Below are 16,691 nucleotides of genomic sequence, written 5' to 3' on the forward strand. Positions count from 1 at the left end.
CTTACGCCTCCGAAGGTGCGAGGCGCGAGAGCTCCGCCTCGGTGGACTTGAGAAGGTCGTTCCAGGACGCCTCGAACTTCTCGACGCCCTCGTCCTCCAGGAGCTGCACGACCTCGTCGTAGCTGATGCCCAGCTTCGCGATGGCCGCCAGCTCCTCACGGGACCGGTCGTACGTGCCGCGCACGGTGTCACCGGCGACCTCGCCGTGGTCGGCGGTGGCCTCCAGGGTGGCCTCCGGCATGGTGTTGACCGTGCCGGGGGCGACCAGGTCCACGACGTACAGCGTGTCCTTGTACGCCGGGTCCTTGACGCCGGTCGAGGCCCACAGCGGACGCTGCTTGTTGGCCTGCGCCTTGTCCAGGGCGCTCCATCGGTCGGAGGAGAAGACCTCCTCGTACGCCTCGTAGGCCAGGCGGGCGTTGGCCAGGGCGGCCTTGCCCTTGAGCGCCTTCGCCTCGTCGGTGCCGATGCCGTCCAGGCGCTTGTCGATCTCCGAGTCCACGCGGGACACGAAGAAGGACGCCACGGAGTGGATCTTCGACAGGTCGAGGCCGCGCTCGCGGGCCTTCTCGAGACCCGCCAGGTAGGCGTCCATGACCGCGCGGTAGCGCTCCAGCGAGAAGATCAGCGTCACGTTGACGCTGATGCCGAGGCCGATGACCTCGGTGATCGCCGGCAGACCCGCCTTGGTGGCCGGAATCTTGATCAGGGTGTTGGGGCGGTCCACCAGCCAGGCCAGCTGCTTGGCCTCGGCGATGGTGGCGACCGTCTCGTGGGCAAGACGGGGGTCGACCTCGATGGAGACCCGGCCGTCCTGGCCGTCGGTCGCCTCGAAGACCGGCCGCAGGATGTCGGCGGCGTCGCGGACGTCCGCCGTCGTGATCATGCGGATGGCCTCGTCGACGGTCACCTTGCGGGCGGCGAGGTCGGCGAGCTGCTGGTCGTAGCCGTGCCCCTCGGAGATCGCCTTCTGGAAGATGGACGGGTTCGTCGTCACACCGACCACGTGGCTCTGGTCGATGAGCTCGGCCAGGTTGCCGGACGTGATCCGCTGACGCGAGAGGTCGTCCAGCCAGATCGCGACGCCTTCGTCGGAGAGGCGCTTGAGAGCGTCTGTCATGAGAGTTGCATCTCCATTAAGTCGTACGTATTCGCGTCAGCGCGCGACGGCGTCGAGAGATTCCCGCGCGGCGGCGACGATCGCCTCCGGCGTGAACCCGAACTCGCGGAAGAGGACCTTCGCGTCCGCCGAGGCACCGAAGTGCTCCAGCGAGACGATCCGGCCGGCGTCCCCGACGTACCGGTGCCAGGTGAGACCGATGCCGGCCTCGACGGCGACGCGGGCCTTGACCGACGGCGGCAGGACGGAGTCCTTGTACGCCTGGTCCTGCTCCTCGAACCACTCGACGGAGGGCATCGAGACCACCCGGGTCGGGACGCCGGCGGCCTGGAGCTGCTCGCGGGCCTCGACGGCCAGGTGCACCTCGGAGCCGGTCGCGATCAGCACGAGCTCGGCGGGGCCGCCCTCGGCCTCGAAGAGCACGTAGCCGCCCTTCGCCGCGTCCTCGTTCGGCGCGTAGGTCGGCACACCCTGGCGGGTGAGGGCGAGGCCGTGCGGGGCGCCCTTGCCGAAGACCTTGGTGTGCCGCTTCATGATCTCGCGCCAGGCGATCGACGTCTCGTTGGCGTCGGCCGGACGGACCACGTTCAGACCCGGGATCGCGCGCAGCGAGGCGAGGTGCTCCACCGGCTGGTGGGTCGGGCCGTCCTCGCCCAGACCGATCGAGTCGTGCGTCCAGACGTACGTCACCGGCAGGTGCATCAGGGCCGACAGACGCACGGCGTTGCGCATGTAGTCGGAGAACACCAGGAAGGTGCCGCCGTAGATCCGCGTGTTGCCGTGCAGCGCGATGCCGTTCATCTCGGCGGCCATCGAGTGCTCGCGGATGCCGAAGTGGATCGTGCGGCCGTACTTGTCGGCCTCCGGAAGCGGGTTGCCCTCGGGCAGGAACGACGAGGTCTTGTCGATCGTCGTGTTGTTCGAGCCGGCCAGGTCGGCCGAGCCGCCCCACAGCTCCGGGACGACCGCGCCGAGCGCCTGGAGGACCTTGCCCGAGGCCGCGCGGGTGGCGACACCCTTGCCGGGCTCGAAGACGGGGAGCTTCTCCTCCCAGCCGGCGGGCAGCTCGTTCGCCTGGATGCGGTCGAACTCGGCGGCGCGCTCCGGGTTGGCCGTACGCCACTCGGCGAGCGACTTCTCCCAGGCGGCGCGGTCCTCACGGCCCCGGTCGCCGAGCGAGCGGGTGTGCGCGATGACCTCGTCGGTGACCTCGAAGGTCTGCTCCGGGTCGAAGCCCAGGACGCGCTTGGTGGCCGCGATCTCCTCGTCGCCGAGCGCCGAGCCGTGCGAGGCCTCGGTGTTCTGCGCGTTCGGCGCGGGCCAGGCGATGATCGAGCGCATCGCGATGAACGACGGGCGCTCGGTCTCGGCCTCGGCGGCGCGGATCGCCGCGTACAGCGCGGCCGGGTCCAGGTCGCCGTTGGACTTCGGCTCGACACGCTGGACGTGCCAGCCGTACGCCTCGTACCGCTTCATCGTGTCCTCGGACACGGCGGTCTCGGTGTCGCCCTCGATCGAGATGTGGTTGTCGTCCCACAGCAGGATCAGGTTGCCGAGCTTCTGGTGGCCGGCGAGCGAGGACGCCTCGGCGGAGATGCCCTCCTGGAGGCAGCCGTCACCGGCGATCGCGTAGATCCGGTGGTCGAACGGCGAGGTGCCGGGGGCGGCCTCCGGGTCGAACAGGCCGCGCTCGTAGCGGGCGGCCATCGCCATGCCCACGGCGTTGGCGACACCCTGGCCCAGCGGGCCCGTGGTCGTCTCGACGGCGGCCGTGTGGCCGTACTCCGGGTGACCGGGGGTCTTGGAGCCCCAGGTGCGGAAGGCCTTCAGGTCGTCCAGCTCGAGACCGAAGCCACCCAGGTACAGCTGGGTGTAGAGGGTCAGGGACGAGTGGCCGGCGGAGAGGACGAACCGGTCGCGCCCGACCCACTCGGGGTCGGCCGGGTCGTGCCGCATCACCTTCTGGAAGAGGGTGTACGCGGCGGGCGCCAGGCTCATCGCCGTACCGGGATGGCCGTTGCCGACCTTCTGTACGGCGTCCGCGGCCAGGATGCGGGCGGTGTCGACGGCCCGCTGGTCCAATTCGGTCCACTCGAGGTCTGTGGTGGTCGGCTTAGTGCTCACCCTGGGTCAGGGCTCCTCTCCACATGTTCTGAAGCCGGTGACTGAGGGTGTACCGGCGGTGTCGAGCCTACCCCCGAAGAAGCCCCCTCTTTTCGTGCGTGGGCCCCTCAAATGAGCGGACAGAGCAAGACTGCCGGTGGCCGTGTGAGTTCGCCTCCCGAGCGGTGTCCACGCCTTGGGACACACCCCTCCAACACGACCCCACCCCCGCGAAGATCGGCGTCTGGGCAACGTCTACAGTGGCGTGGTACGCGCAAGCTTCACCCCGTCTTCATGCGGGGAGCTTGCTGGGAATTTCTCTGTCAGGGGTGTGCGTGACGGCCGTCGAGTCCCGACCCGCAGGGGTCGTCTTGACTCCCAGCCCGGGGGGCCATCGGCCGTTCGGGGCCCGCGTCAAGGCATACGTGGCGCTGACCAAGCCGCGGATCATCGAACTGCTGCTCATCACCACTGTTCCGGTGATGTTCCTCGCCGAACAGGGCGTGCCGAACCTGTGGCTGGTACTCGCCACCTGCTTCGGCGGCTACCTGTCCGCGGGCGGCGCCAACGCGCTGAACATGTACATCGACCGCGACATCGACGCCCTGATGGACCGGACCTCGCAGCGTCCGCTCGTCACCGGCGTGCTCACGCCGCGTGAGGGCCTCGTCTTCGGCCTCAGCCTCGCGGTGATCTCCACGCTCTGGTTCGGCCTGCTGGTCAACTGGCTCTCCGCGGCGCTCTCGCTCGGCGCGCTCCTCTTCTACGTGGTCATCTACACGATGATCCTCAAGCGGCGGACCGCGCAGAACATCGTCTGGGGCGGCATCGCCGGCTGCCTGCCGGTCCTCATCGGCTGGTCGGCCGTGACCAACTCGATGTCGTGGGCCGCGATCATCCTCTTCCTCGTCATCTTCTTCTGGACGCCGCCGCACTACTGGCCGCTGTCGATGAAGGTGAAGGACGACTACGCCCGCGCCGGCGTGCCGATGCTCCCGGTCCTCGCCTCCAACAAGGTCGTGGCCAAGCAGATCGTCGCCTACAGCTGGGTGATGGTCGCCGTCTCGCTGCTCCTCACCCCGCTCGGCTACACCGGCTGGTTCTACACGGCCGTCGCGCTGCTCACCGGCGGCTGGTGGCTGTGGGAGGCGCACGGGCTGCTCAACCGCGCGAAGTCGGGAGCGACCGGCGCGAAGCTCAAGGAGATGCGCCTCTTCCACTGGTCCATCACCTATGTCTCGCTGCTCTTCGTGGCGGTCGCGGTGGATCCCTTCCTCCGCTAGGCCCCTCCGGCGGCGGATTCCGCTCAGATGATTTGCTCGGCCGGCGGCCGGGTCACGTGGGATAGGCCACGTGACCCGGCCGTCGCCAGTAGATCTACCCCTCGGTAGCATCCTTTTCATGGCAGAAACGAAGCAGGAAGAGCGCAAGGCGGCCCGGCTCGCCAAGGAGATCAAGGCCTTCTCCAAGGAGCACGGCGGCACCGAGGGGCACCTCGCGCACATCGGTCAGGCCGGCACCCGGATCGTCCTCGTCGGCACCGACGGCGGCTGGGGCGACCTCGTCGCGCCGAGCTACGAGATCGCGAAGCAGGCCGCCGAGAAGGCCGGTCTGACGCTCCACGAGGAGTTCGACGGCGAGTTCGCCGCGAAGGTCGTCACCGGCCCGTACGAGTGGAGCCGGATGGCCGGTATCCAGATCGGCGGCCCCTCCAACAGCTGAGGCAACAACCTCGCGCGGGGCTCACCCGTTAGGACGTGTGGAGACACGTCCACACAGGGAGCCCCCCGAGATGATCGACACGCCGAGCCTGGTGGACCAGTACTGCCAGGGAGTGCTCCGTACGGAGCTCGGCCTGGGCACCTTCGAGACCCGCCTCGGCGCGCACCTCGGCGACCGGCGCGGCGCTCCGCCCGGGCTGCCCGCCGCCGGGACGACGTTCTTCGACACGCAGACCGGTTTCGCGGTACGGCGCTGGTGCCCGCCGCTCCTCGGCCTCGAACCCCACTGCCCGCCCGCCCGCTACCTCGCCCGCCGCCGTGAGCTCGGCGTCGTCGAGGCGGGCCGACGGCTGCTCAGGGCCTCCGGGATCTCCACGTACCTCGTGGACACGGGGCCGGCCGGTGACCTGACCCGGCCGGCGGAGATCGCCGCGGCGGCCGGCGCGGAGGCCCACGAGATCGTCCGCCTCGAATCCCTCGCCGAACAGGTCGCCGACACCTCGGGCACCGTCGACGCGTTCCTGGCCAACCTCGCCGAGGCCGTCCACGGCGCCGCCGTGAACGCCGTGGCCTTCACCTCGGTGGAGGGCGTACGCCGAGGGCTCGCGACGGCGCCCGGGCCGCCCGGACCGGGGGAGGTGCGCGGGGCCGCCGGACGCTGGCTGGCCGGACGTCCGGCCGGCGGGCCGCTCACCGACCCCGTCCTGCTGCGGCACCTCCTCTGGATCGCCGTCACCGCCGGACGCCCGCTCCAGCTGCATGCCCGGGACCTCGATCCGGCCGTGCTCGGCGCCTTCGCCGCCGCCACGACGGGGCTCGGCACCGACCTCGTCCTGCTGCACGCCTACCCGCACCACCGCGCGGCGGCACACCTGACCGTCGTCCACCCGCACGTGTACGCGGACCTCGGCCCGGCCCTCGCCCACACCGGGGCCCGGGCGGCGGCCGTCCTCGCCGAGGTCCTGGAGGCGGCGCCCTTCGGCAAGCTGCTCTTCTCCAGCGGCGCCCACGGACTGCCCGAGCTCCACGTGGTCGCGGCGGGCATCTTCCGCTCGGCGCTCACGCGGGTGCTGGGGGAGTGGGTGATGGAAGGCGCCTGGTCGGCCGCGGACGCCCAGCGCGTCGCCACGATGATCGCGGCGGGGAACGCCCGCCGCGTCTACCGCCTCGGACCCGTTGTCAGTCGCCGTTGGTAGCGTGCGCGGCAGATGGAAACGATCATGGGGGAGGCGGCAACCATGGGAGAGACGACCGTGCACGAGGTCGACGGAGCGAGGATCGAGCGGGCGCTCGACGGCATCAGGGGGCGGATCTTCGGCCGCTGGCACGACCTCCGGTACGGCAGCGGCATGTCGCTGAACGGTCTCGGGGAGACCCGCGACGAACTCCTCGACCACCTCGGGGCCCGCACCCTGGAGGACCCCGAGCTCGCCGCCGACCCGTCCCGCGCGGCGCTGCTCACCGCCGCGGAGTGCGCACTCGGCGTCCTGGGGCTCGGCTGCTTCCCCGAAGGGGACTGGGACGTCCCGCTGCCTCTCGTCGACGAGACCCTGAGCAGCGACGACCAGCTCTTCGACGAGAGCTGGGACCGGGGACACCGGGTGCCCACCGCGCGGACCTGGACGGACGCCTTCGCGCTCTGCCTGATCAGCGGGCTCGCCTGGGAGCGCCGACGGGTGATCGGGCCGCTGCTCCACGAGGACTACGCGCCCGCGATCCGCTCCGGCGTGCCGTACTCGCGCTTCGACTCGGTCTCGGAGCCGGCGGACCTCGCCGAGATGGACGCCCTGTGCGCCTACCTGACGGTGCAGCACGGGCCGGTGCCCGGCGCCGTGCCCGGCGAGGTACCGGTGCGCCGGCCCGGTGCGGAGGAGCTGGCGGCCGCGGCGGCGCGACTCGACGCGGCCGGGGCGCTGAGCCCGGACCAGCGGCTGCTGCGCGTCCTGCTCGACGACGACCGCGAGGCCTTCGAGAAGGCCCTCGTGCAGCGTCTCGACGCCCACCGGGCGGGCGTCGGCGCCGATCCCGAGCCGAGGAGCCTGCTGCCGGTGGGGACCGTCGCCCTGGCCGCCCTCGCCCACCTGGCGCACGGCTGGGAGCCGGCGGTCCGCTCCGGCTACCTGCCCGCGGCGCTGCTCCGCGCGCCGGTGTCCGCATAGCCGGACCGCCCGGGCCCCCGCCGTGCGGCGGGGGCCCGGGCGGTCCGGGGTGTTCTCAGGCGCTCGCGAGCGCGGAGTCGTTCTGCGCCGGGATGTCCGCCGTGGGGACCGGGCGCTCGCGCAGGCTCAGGGCGAGTCGCAGCACCGCGATCCACATCAGCGACGAGCCGAGCATGTGGACGGCGACCAGGATCTCGGGGACCCCGCTGAAGTACTGCACGTAGCCGATCGCGCCCTGCGCGAGCAGCACGATCAGCAGGTCGCGGGCGCGCGCCCGGGTGTCGTCCGGGGCGTCCACCACGCGCAGCACCAGCCACATGGCGAGCGCGAGCGCGCAGACGACCCAGGCGGCGATGGCGTGGAGGTGGGCGGCGTTCGTCCAGTCCCACGGCATGCGCGGGACGTCGCTGCTGTCACCGGCGTGCTTGCCGGCGCCGGTCACGGTCGTACCGAGCGCGATCAGCAGACCCGAGGTGATCGTGATCGCCCACGACAGCTTGCGGACCGGTCCCGGCACACGCGGCCGGGGCGGGGTGTCGCCCTCGCCGGTCCGGTGCCAGGTGATGACGGCCACGGTGAGCAGGGCGTTCGCTGCGAGGAAGTGGCCGGCGACGGTCCACGGGTTGAGGCCCATCCACACCGTGATGCCGCCGATGACGGCGTTGCTCATCACGATCCAGAACTGCGCCCAGCCCCAGCGGGTGAGGTTGCGGCGCCACGGCTTGGTGGACCGGGTGGCGATGATCGCCCAGCCGACGGCCGCCGACAGGACGTACGTCAGCATCCGGTTGCCGAACTCGATCAGGCCGCGGTAGCCCTGCTCGGGCGTGACGATGAGGCTGTCTTCCGTGCACTTCGGCCAGGTGTCGCAGCCGAGACCGGAACCGGTCAGCCGGACCGCGCCACCGGTGACGATGATGAGGACGCTCATCACGACGGCGGAGAGCGCGGCGCGCCGGAGCGTCCGGGGGGACGGGGTCCAGCGCTGGGCGATGTAGGCGAGGGGGGTCAGCACGGGCCCATCGTAGGACGGGGCTTGTGCACGCTTTCACGAGGGGGGTGGCTTGTCGGGAAACGTCACCCTCTGAACCTCTTCGGCTACTCCCAGCGGAAGAATTTCGCCGCCGCGCCGAGGCCGAGGACCGCCCAGACCGTCAGGATCAGCGCGTTGCCCCAGGGCATCGTCGCGCCGTTCTGGAGGACGTCCCGCAGGCCGTCGGAGAGGGCGGAGATCGGGAGCAGTTCCAGGAGCGAGCGGGCGGGCTCCGGGAACTTGTCCAGCGGCACGATGACCCCGCCGCCCACCAGGAGCAGCAGGAAGACGAGGTTGGCGGCGGCCAGGGTGGCCTCTGCCTTGAGGGTGCCCGCCATGAGCAGTCCGAGGCCCGAGAAGGCGGCCGTGCCGAGGACCAGGAGCAGGAGGACGGAGAGCGGGTTTCCCTGCGGGGACCAGCCGAGTGCCAGGGCGATGGCGGTGAGGAGCGCGACCTGGAGCACCTCGGTGACGAGGACGGCGAGCGTCTTGGCGGTCATGAGCGCCCAGCGGGGGAGCGGTGAGGCGCCGAGGCGCTTGAGCACCCCGTACCGCCGCTCGAATCCGGTCGCGATGGCCTGGCCGGTGAAGGCGGTCGAGAGCACGGCGAGCGCGAGGACGCCGGGGGCGAGGAAGTCGACGGCCTCGCCGGCGCCGGTGTCGACGATGTCGACCGTGGAGAAGAGGACGAGGAGCAGCGAGGGGATGATCACCGTCAGGAGGAGCTGCTCGCCGTTGCGCAGCAGCATCCGGGTCTCCAGGGCCGTCTGCGCCGCGATCATCCGCCCGACGGGGGCGGCACCGGGCTTCGGGGAGTAGGTACCCGTGCTCACGACCTCAGCTCCTTGCCGGTCAGTTCCAGGAAGACGTCTTCGAGGGTGTGGCGCTCGACGGAGATGCCCTCGGGCATGACGCCGTGCTGGGCGCACCAGGTGGTGACCGTGGCGAGCAGCTGCGGGTCGACGGTGCCGGTGATGCGGTACGTGCCGGGGAGGGGTTCCGCGGCGGCCGTGCCGTCCGGCAGTGCCTTGAGCAGGGAGCCCAGGTCGAGCCCGGGGCGGCCGGTGAAGCGCAGGGTGTTCTCGGCGCCGCCGCGGCAGAGCTGCTCGGGGCTGCCTTGGGCGGCGACCCGGCCGGCGTCGATGATGGCGACGTCGTCGGCCAGCTCCTCGGCCTCCTGCATGAAGTGGGTGGTGAGGACGACCGTCACGCCGTCGGCGCGCAGTTCGCGCACGAGGTCCCAGGTGGCGCGGCGGGCCTGAGGGTCGAGTCCGGCGGTCGGCTCGTCGAGGAAGACGAGCTCGGGGCGGCCGACGACGGCCATGGCGAGCGCGAGGCGCTGCTGCTGGCCGCCGGAGAGCCGTCGGTAGGTGGTGCGGCCGCAGGAGCCGAGGCCGAGCCGCTCGATCAGGGCGTCCACGTCCAGGGGGTGGGCGTGCAGCTTCGCCATGTGGCGGAGCATCTCGTCGGCCCGGGCGCCCGAGTAGACGCCACCCGACTGGAGCATCACGCCGATCCGGGGGCGCAGCGCGGCCGCGTCGGCGACCGGGTCGAGGCCGAGGACGCGGACGGTGCCGCCGTCGGGCCGGCGGTAGCCCTCGCAGGTCTCGACGGTGGTGGTCTTGCCGGCCCCGTTGGGGCCGAGGACGGCGGTGACGGTGCCGGCCCGTACGTCGAGGTCGAGGCCGTCGACGGCGGTCTTGTTTCCGTACCGCTTGACCAGGCCACGTACCTGGACGACGGACTCATTTCCCATGTGCGGAAGTCTAGAGAGGGGGCGGAGGTCCTCCCGGCATGGGGCCCGTCGGACCCCGCTCGGCCTTGTCCCACGGGGCGGATTCGTCCTACGAATGATCGTTTCCGCAGGTCAGGTAAGCCTTACCTGAGTGACGCACGGCACCGCCGTCGCCGCCGACGGCGCTTGTCAGTCGCCGATTAATTACGCAACAATGACGTTGTGAAAAACGTTGGCGCGGCTCCGGTGGAGGAACTCGCGACCCGAGAGCGTTCCACGCGCAACCGGGTCGCGCGGTCGATCCTGGACCACGGCCCCTCGACCGTCGCCGACCTGGCCGAACGGCTCCGCCTCACGCAGGCCGCCGTCCGTCGCCACCTCGACTCGCTGGTCGCGGAGAACGTGGTCGAGGCCCGCGAGAAGCGCGTCTACGGGACCCGCGCCCGCGGCCGCCCCGCGAAGATCTTCGCGCTCACCGACTGCGGCCGGGACGAGTTCGACCAGTCGTACGACTCCCTGGCCGTCGAGGCGCTCCGCTGGATCGAGCGCAACGCGGGAGGAGAGGCGGCCGTCGCCGCCTTCGCCCGCGACCGGATCGAGGCCCAGGGCGACTCGTACCGGGAAGCCGTCGAGACGGCCGATCCCGCCCGGCGGACCGAGGCGCTCGCCAAGGCCCTGACGGCGGACGGGTACGCTGCCACTGCGCGGAACGCGCCGGTCGGCGAGCAGCTCTGCCAGCACCACTGCCCGGTCGCCCACGTCGCCGAGCAGTATCCGCAGCTGTGCGAGGCGGAGACGGAGTTCTTCTCCCGCCTCCTGGGAACGCACGTCCAGCGTCTGGCCACCATCGCGCATGGTGACGGCGTCTGTACGACGTTCATCCCGCACAGCGCCCCACAGACCAACTCATCAGCATCTGTCAGCACGGCCGGGAGGAACCCCGCATGACCACCGAGATCAGCCACCCCGAGCTTGAGGGCCTGGGTCGGTACGAGTACGGCTGGGCCGACTCCGACGCGGCCGGTGCCACCGCGAAGCGCGGTCTGAACGAGGACGTCGTCCGCGACATCTCCTCGAAGAAGAACGAGCCCGAGTGGATGCTGAACCTGCGTCTCAAGGGTCTGCGGCTCTTCGGCAAGAAGCCCATGCCGACCTGGGGCTCCGACCTCTCCGGCATCGACTTCGACAACATCAAGTACTTCGTGCGGTCCACCGAGAAGCAGGCCGAGTCCTGGGAGGACCTGCCGGAGGACATCAAGAACACGTACGACAAGCTCGGCATCCCGGAGGCGGAGAAGCAGCGCCTCGTCGCCGGTGTCGCCGCCCAGTACGAGTCCGAGGTCGTCTACCACCAGATCCGCGAGGACCTGGAGGAGCAGGGCGTCATCTTCGTCGACACCGACACGGCGCTGAAGGAGCACGAGGAGCTCTTCAAGGAGTACTTCGGCACCGTCATCCCGGTCGGCGACAACAAGTTCGCCTCCCTGAACACGGCCGTGTGGTCCGGCGGCTCGTTCATCTACGTGCCGAAGGGCGTGCACGTCGAGATCCCGCTCCAGGCCTACTTCCGTATCAACACGGAGAACATGGGCCAGTTCGAGCGGACGCTGATCATCGTCGACGAGGACGCCTACGTCCACTACGTCGAGGGCTGCACCGCCCCGATCTACTCCTCGGACTCGCTGCACAGCGCCGTCGTCGAGATCATCGTGAAGAAGGGCGGCCGCTGCCGCTACACGACCATCCAGAACTGGTCGAACAACGTCTACAACCTGGTGACCAAGCGCGCCGTCGCCTACGAGGGCGCCACCATGGAGTGGGTCGACGGCAACATCGGCTCCAAGGTCACCATGAAGTACCCGGCCGTCTACCTCATGGGCGAGCACGCCAAGGGCGAGACGCTGTCCATCGCCTTCGCGGGCGAGGGCCAGCACCAGGACGCCGGCGCCAAGATGGTGCACATGGCCCCGAACACCTCCTCGAACATCGTCTCCAAGTCGGTGGCGCGAGGCGGCGGCCGCACCTCCTACCGCGGTCTCATCGAGATCGGCGAGGGTGCCCCGGGCTCCAAGTCCAACGTGCTCTGCGACGCGCTGCTCGTCGACACGATCTCCCGCTCGGACACGTACCCCTACGTGGACGTGCGCGAGGACGACGTCTCCATGGGCCACGAGGCCACCGTCTCCAAGGTCTCCGAGGACCAGCTCTTCTACCTGATGAGCCGCGGTCTCACCGAGTTCGAGGCCATGGCGATGATCGTCCGCGGCTTCGTGGAGCCCATCGCCAAGGAGCTCCCGATGGAGTACGCCCTGGAGCTCAACCGGCTGATCGAGCTGCAGATGGAAGGCGCGGTCGGCTAAAGGCCCCGCCCCACCGAACGCAGCGACTGATTTCTTTTACGCAGGAAGAGAGCAACACGACAGCCATGGCTGAGGCTCAGAACATCCCCGCGGGCTCCACCACCGCGGGCTCGATCGCGGTGGCCGCCGAGTCCACCGTCGCCACGCGCATGAGCGCGCCCCCGTCCTTCGACGTCGCGGACTTCCCCGTCCCGCACGGCCGCGAGGAGGAGTGGCGCTTCACGCCGCTCGCGCGGCTGCGCGGCCTTCACGACGGCACCGCCGTCGCGTCCGGTGAGGGCGTCAAGGTCGAGATCGAGGCCCCCGAGGGCGTCACCGTGGAGACCGTCGGCCGTGACGACGAGCGGCTCGGCAAGGCCGGCAAGCCCGTCGACCGCGTCGCGGCCCAGGCGTACTCCTCCTTCGAGAAGGCCTCGGTCGTCACCGTCGCCAAGGAGGCCGTCCTCACCGAGCCGATCCGCATCGCCGTGCACGGCGAGGGCGGTGTCGCCTTCGGCCACCAGGTGATCGAGCTCGGCGCCTTCGCCGAGGCCGTCGTGGTCATCGACCACACCGGTGACGCGGTGCTCGCCGCCAACGTCGACTACGTCCTCGGCGACGGCGCGAAGCTGACCGTCGTCTCCGTCCAGGACTGGGACGAGAAGGCCGTCCACGTCGCCCAGCACAACGCGCTGGTCGGCCGCGACGCCTCCTTCAAGTCGGTCGTCGTCACCTTCGGCGGCGACGTCGTCCGCATCCACCCCCGCGTGGCGTACGCGGCGCCCGGCGGCGAGGCCGAGCTCTTCGGCCTGTACTTCACCGACGCCGGCCAGCACCAGGAGCACCGCCTCCTCGTCGACCACAACACCCCGCACTGCAAGTCCAACGTCGCCTACAAGGGCGCGCTGCAGGGCCAGGACGCGCACGCGGTGTGGATCGGCGACGTCCTCATCCAGGCCGCCGCCGAGGGCACCGACACGTACGAGCTCAACCGGAACCTGGTCCTCACGGACGGCGCCCGGGTCGACTCCGTGCCGAACCTGGAGATCGAGACCGGCGAGATCGCCGGCGCCGGTCACGCCTCGGCCACCGGCCGCTTCGACGACGAGCAGCTCTTCTACCTGATGTCCCGCGGCATCCCGGAGACCGAGGCCCGCCGCCTCGTCGTTCGCGGCTTCTTCGCCGAGCTGGTCCAGCAGATCGGTCTGCCGGACGTCCAGGAGCGCCTCCTCGCCAAGATCGAGGCCGAGCTGGAGGCCTCCGTCTGATGGCCTTCGTCCGAGTCTGTGCGCTGAGCGAGCTGGAGACCGACACCCCGAAGCGGGTCGAGGTCGACGGCACGCCGGTGTCGGTCGTGCGCACCGAGGGCGAGGTGTTCGCGATCAACGACATCTGCTCGCACGCGAACGTCTCCCTCTCGGAGGGCGAGGTCGAGGACTGCGCCATCGAGTGCTGGCTGCACGGGTCGAGCTTCGACCTCCGCAGCGGCAAGCCCTCGGGCCTGCCCGCGACGCGCCCCGTGCCCGTATACCCCGTAAAGATCGAAGGGGACGATGTGCTCGTCTCCGTCACCCAGGAGTCCTGAGTCACCCATGGCAACGCTTGAAATCCACGACCTGCACGTCTCCGTCGAGGCCGAGAACGGCCCCCGGGAGATCCTCAAGGGTGTCGACCTGACCATCAAGCAGGGCGAGACCCACGCCGTCATGGGCCCCAACGGCTCCGGCAAGTCGACCCTGGCGTACTCGCTCGCCGGCCACCCGAAGTACACGGTCACCGGCGGCACCGTCACCCTCGACGGCGAGGACGTCCTGGAGATGTCGGTCGACGAGCGCGCCCGCGCCGGCGTCTTCCTGGCCATGCAGTACCCGGTCGAGGTCCCCGGTGTCTCGGTCTCCAACTTCCTGCGCACCTCCGCCACCGCCGTCCGCGGCGAGGCCCCCAAGCTGCGCACCTGGGTGAAGGAGGTCAAGTCCGCGATGGAGCAGCTCCAGATGGACCCGGCCTTCGCCGAGCGCAACGTCAACGAGGGCTTCTCCGGCGGTGAGAAGAAGCGCCACGAGATCCTCCAGCTGGAGCTCCTCAAGCCGAAGATCGCGATCCTCGACGAGACCGACTCGGGCCTCGACGTCGACGCGCTCCGCATCGTCTCCGAGGGCGTCAACCGCGTCCGCGAGACCGGCGAGGTCGGCACGCTGCTGATCACCCACTACACGCGCATCCTGCGCTACATCAAGCCCGACTTCGTTCACGTGTTCGCGAACGGCCGCATCGCCGAGTCCGGCGGCGCCGAGCTCGCCGACCAGCTCGAGGCCGAGGGCTACGACAAGTACGTGAAGGGTGGCGCATCCGCGTGACATCTGCCCATCAGGGGCTCTCCGGCCTCCTCGACACCGAGGCGATCCGCAAGGACTTCCCGCTCCTGGATCGCGTGGTCCACGACGGCAAGAAGATCGTGTACCTGGACTCCGCGGCGACCTCGCAGAAGCCGCGCCAGGTCCTCGACGCGCTGAACGAGTACTACGAGCGCCACAACGCCAACGTGCACCGTGGCGTCTACCTCGTCGCCGAGGAGGCGACGGCGCTGTACGAGGGCGCCCGCGACAAGGTCGCGGCGTTCATCAACGCGCCGAGCCGCGACGAGGTGATCTTCACCAAGAACGCCTCGGAGTCGCTCAACCTCGTGGCCAACATGCTGGGCTGGGCCGACGAGCCCTACCGCGTGGACCACGAGACCGAGATCGCCATCACGGAGATGGAGCACCACTCCAACATCGTGCCGTGGCAGCTGCTCTCGCAGCGCACGGGCGCGAAGCTGAAGTGGTTCGGCCTCACCGACGACGGCCGTCTCGACCTCTCGAACATCGAAGAGGTCATCACCGAGAAGACCAAGATCGTCTCGTTCACGCTGGTCTCGAACCTGCTGGGCACGATCAACCCGGTCGAGACGATCATCCGCCGCGCCCAGGAGGTCGGTGCGCTCGTCTGCATCGACGCCTCCCAGGCGGCCCCGCACATGGTCCTGGACGTGCAGGCGCTCCAGGCCGACTTCGTGGCCTTCACCGGCCACAAGATGTGCGGCCCGACCGGCATCGGCGTGCTGTGGGGACGGCAGGAGCTCCTGGAGGACCTCCCGCCCTTCCTCGGCGGCGGCGAGATGATCGAGACCGTCTCGATGCACTCCTCGACCTACGCTCCGGCTCCGCACAAGTTCGAGGCGGGTACGCCCCCGATCGCCCAGGCCGTCGGCCTCGGCGCGGCCGTGGACTACCTGTCGGCGATCGGCATGGAGAACATCGCGCGCCACGAGCACGCGATCACCGAGTACGCCGTCCGGCGCCTCCAGGAGGTCCCGGACCTGCGGATCATCGGCCCCACCACGGCCGAGGACCGCGGCGCGGCGATCTCCTTCACGCTGGGCGACATCCACCCGCACGACGTGGGTCAGGTGCTCGACGAAGAGGGCATCGCGGTCCGGGTCGGCCACCACTGCGCGCGGCCGGTCTGCCTGCGGTACGGAATTCCTGCGACCACGCGGGCGTCGTTCTATCTGTACTCCACGCCGGCCGAGGTCGACGCCCTCGTCGCGGGTCTGGAGCACGTACGGAACTTCTTCGGGTAGGGGTCGGTCGTGAAGCTGGATTCGATGTACCAGGACGTCATCCTGGACCACTACAAGCACCCCCACGGGCGCGGTCTGCGGGACGGCGACGCCGAGGTGCACCACGTCAACCCGACGTGCGGCGACGAGATCACGCTGCGCGTGAAGTACGAGGGCTCGCGGATCGCGGACGTCTCGTACGAGGGTCAGGGCTGCTCGATCAGCCAGGCTTCGGCCTCGGTCCTGAACGAGCTGCTCGTCGGCAAGGAGCTGGCCGAGGCGCAGAAGATCCAGGGCACCTTCCTGGAGCTGATGCAGTCCAAGGGCCAGATCGAGCCGGACGACGCGATGGAGGAGGTCCTGGAGGACGCGGTCGCGTTCGCGGGCGTCTCCAAGTACCCGGCCCGGGTGAAGTGCGCGCTGCTCAGCTGGATGGCGTGGAAGGACGCGACCGCCCAGGCGCTGGGTGACGACGAGAAGTCTGTGAGGAAGTCGGCATGACCGAGAACGCTGGGGCCACCATGAAGCCGGCCTCCGAGGAAGAAGTCCGCGAGGCGCTGTACGACGTCGTCGACCCCGAGCTGGGCATCGACGTGGTCAACCTCGGTCTGATCTACGGCATCCACATCGACGACTCGAACGTCGCGACGCTGGACATGACGCTGACGTCGGCGGCCTGCCCGCTGACCGACGTGATCGAGGACCAGGCGAAGTCCGCGACGGACGGCATCGTCAGCGAGCTGAAGATCAACTGGGTCTGGATGCCGCCGTGGGGTCCGGACAAGATCACGGACGACGGCCGCGAGCAGCTGCGCGCGCTCGGCTTCAACGTCTGAGAGACGGACTCGTGTGAACGGCCGTGCCCTTCGGGGCACGGCCG

Annotated in this window: 17 protein-coding genes; 12 read left to right on the forward strand and 5 right to left on the reverse strand. The window is 70.1% G+C overall.

All coding sequences use genetic code 11. The features are described 5' to 3' along the window. Position 1: 1 nt before the first annotated feature. Together tal and tkt are read right to left on the reverse strand one after the other, a co-directional pair. Positions 2–1,120: a transaldolase gene (gene tal, locus DEJ46_RS30185; RefSeq protein ID WP_150271419.1), complete on the reverse strand. Its 1,119-nt coding sequence runs from the start codon at positions 1,118–1,120 to the stop codon at positions 2–4. A gap of 36 nt (positions 1,121–1,156) precedes the next feature. Beyond that, complete coding sequence (tkt, locus tag DEJ46_RS30190; protein ID WP_150271421.1) at positions 1,157–3,244, reverse strand: transketolase; 2,088 nt, start codon at positions 3,242–3,244, stop codon at positions 1,157–1,159. A 314-nt stretch (positions 3,245–3,558) separates the two neighbouring features. Between tkt and DEJ46_RS30195 the strand changes: the two genes are divergently transcribed. The 4 genes from DEJ46_RS30195 (at position 3,559) to DEJ46_RS30210 (ending at position 7,103) form a co-directional block, all read left to right on the forward strand. Further along, positions 3,559–4,506 (forward strand): heme o synthase, encoded by a 948-nt coding sequence (locus DEJ46_RS30195; RefSeq protein WP_150271423.1) that lies wholly within the window; start codon positions 3,559–3,561, stop codon positions 4,504–4,506. A gap of 118 nt (positions 4,507–4,624) precedes the next feature. After that, complete coding sequence (locus DEJ46_RS30200) at positions 4,625–4,945, forward strand: hypothetical protein (RefSeq protein ID WP_055644185.1); 321 nt, start codon at positions 4,625–4,627, stop codon at positions 4,943–4,945. 70 nt (positions 4,946–5,015) lie between these two features. Continuing rightward, positions 5,016–6,140, forward strand: coding sequence for an amidohydrolase family protein (locus DEJ46_RS30205; RefSeq protein WP_150271424.1), 1,125 nt, complete (start codon positions 5,016–5,018; stop codon positions 6,138–6,140). Between the two features lie 42 nt (positions 6,141–6,182). Next, positions 6,183–7,103, forward strand: a complete 921-nt coding sequence (locus DEJ46_RS30210; RefSeq protein WP_223835201.1) for an immunity 49 family protein — start codon at positions 6,183–6,185, stop codon at positions 7,101–7,103. A gap of 55 nt (positions 7,104–7,158) precedes the next feature. Here DEJ46_RS30210 and DEJ46_RS30215 read toward each other — a convergent pair whose 3' ends face one another. The 3 genes from DEJ46_RS30215 to DEJ46_RS30225 all read right to left on the reverse strand — a co-directional run bounded on the left by DEJ46_RS30215 (position 7,159) and on the right by DEJ46_RS30225 (position 9,892). After that, positions 7,159–8,118 (reverse strand): COX15/CtaA family protein, encoded by a 960-nt coding sequence (locus DEJ46_RS30215; RefSeq protein ID WP_150271428.1) that lies wholly within the window; start codon positions 8,116–8,118, stop codon positions 7,159–7,161. Between the two features lie 83 nt (positions 8,119–8,201). Beyond that, entirely contained in the window at positions 8,202–8,969 is a 768-nt protein-coding gene (locus DEJ46_RS30220) for an ABC transporter permease (RefSeq protein WP_150271430.1), read from the reverse strand. Next, positions 8,966–9,892 (reverse strand): ABC transporter ATP-binding protein, encoded by a 927-nt coding sequence (locus DEJ46_RS30225; protein ID WP_150271432.1) that lies wholly within the window; start codon positions 9,890–9,892, stop codon positions 8,966–8,968. The genes DEJ46_RS30220 and DEJ46_RS30225 overlap by 4 nt, the downstream gene beginning before the upstream one ends. Before the next feature lie 201 nt (positions 9,893–10,093). On the opposite strand from DEJ46_RS30225, the gene DEJ46_RS30230 reads away from it, so the two are divergent. The 8 genes from DEJ46_RS30230 to DEJ46_RS30265 all read left to right on the forward strand — a co-directional run bounded on the left by DEJ46_RS30230 (position 10,094) and on the right by DEJ46_RS30265 (position 16,647). Continuing rightward, complete coding sequence (locus DEJ46_RS30230) at positions 10,094–10,819, forward strand: helix-turn-helix transcriptional regulator (RefSeq protein ID WP_150271434.1); 726 nt, start codon at positions 10,094–10,096, stop codon at positions 10,817–10,819. Beyond that, positions 10,816–12,231, forward strand: coding sequence for a Fe-S cluster assembly protein SufB (sufB, locus tag DEJ46_RS30235; protein ID WP_150271436.1), 1,416 nt, complete (start codon positions 10,816–10,818; stop codon positions 12,229–12,231). Before DEJ46_RS30230 ends, sufB begins: the two co-directional genes overlap by 4 nt. Before the next feature lie 65 nt (positions 12,232–12,296). Then, positions 12,297–13,478 (forward strand): Fe-S cluster assembly protein SufD, encoded by a 1,182-nt coding sequence (sufD, locus tag DEJ46_RS30240; RefSeq protein WP_150271437.1) that lies wholly within the window; start codon positions 12,297–12,299, stop codon positions 13,476–13,478. After that, on the forward strand, positions 13,478–13,795 hold the full coding sequence (locus DEJ46_RS30245; protein ID WP_150271439.1) for a non-heme iron oxygenase ferredoxin subunit: 318 nt from the start codon (positions 13,478–13,480) through the stop codon (positions 13,793–13,795). Before sufD ends, DEJ46_RS30245 begins: the two co-directional genes overlap by 1 nt. Positions 13,796–13,802: 7 nt before the next feature. Continuing rightward, positions 13,803–14,567: a Fe-S cluster assembly ATPase SufC gene (gene sufC, locus DEJ46_RS30250; protein WP_150271441.1), complete on the forward strand. Its 765-nt coding sequence runs from the start codon at positions 13,803–13,805 to the stop codon at positions 14,565–14,567. Then, positions 14,564–15,832, forward strand: coding sequence for a cysteine desulfurase (locus DEJ46_RS30255; RefSeq protein WP_125750129.1), 1,269 nt, complete (start codon positions 14,564–14,566; stop codon positions 15,830–15,832). Before sufC ends, DEJ46_RS30255 begins: the two co-directional genes overlap by 4 nt. 9 nt (positions 15,833–15,841) lie before the next feature. Further along, positions 15,842–16,312, forward strand: a complete 471-nt coding sequence (gene sufU, locus DEJ46_RS30260) for a Fe-S cluster assembly sulfur transfer protein SufU (RefSeq protein ID WP_150271443.1) — start codon at positions 15,842–15,844, stop codon at positions 16,310–16,312. Next, positions 16,309–16,647: a metal-sulfur cluster assembly factor gene (locus DEJ46_RS30265; protein WP_055644196.1), complete on the forward strand. Its 339-nt coding sequence runs from the start codon at positions 16,309–16,311 to the stop codon at positions 16,645–16,647. Before sufU ends, DEJ46_RS30265 begins: the two co-directional genes overlap by 4 nt. Positions 16,648–16,691 lie beyond the last annotated feature (44 nt).

This window comes from Streptomyces venezuelae, from assembly GCF_008642375.1.
Lineage (GTDB): Bacteria > Actinomycetota > Actinomycetes > Streptomycetales > Streptomycetaceae > Streptomyces > Streptomyces venezuelae_G.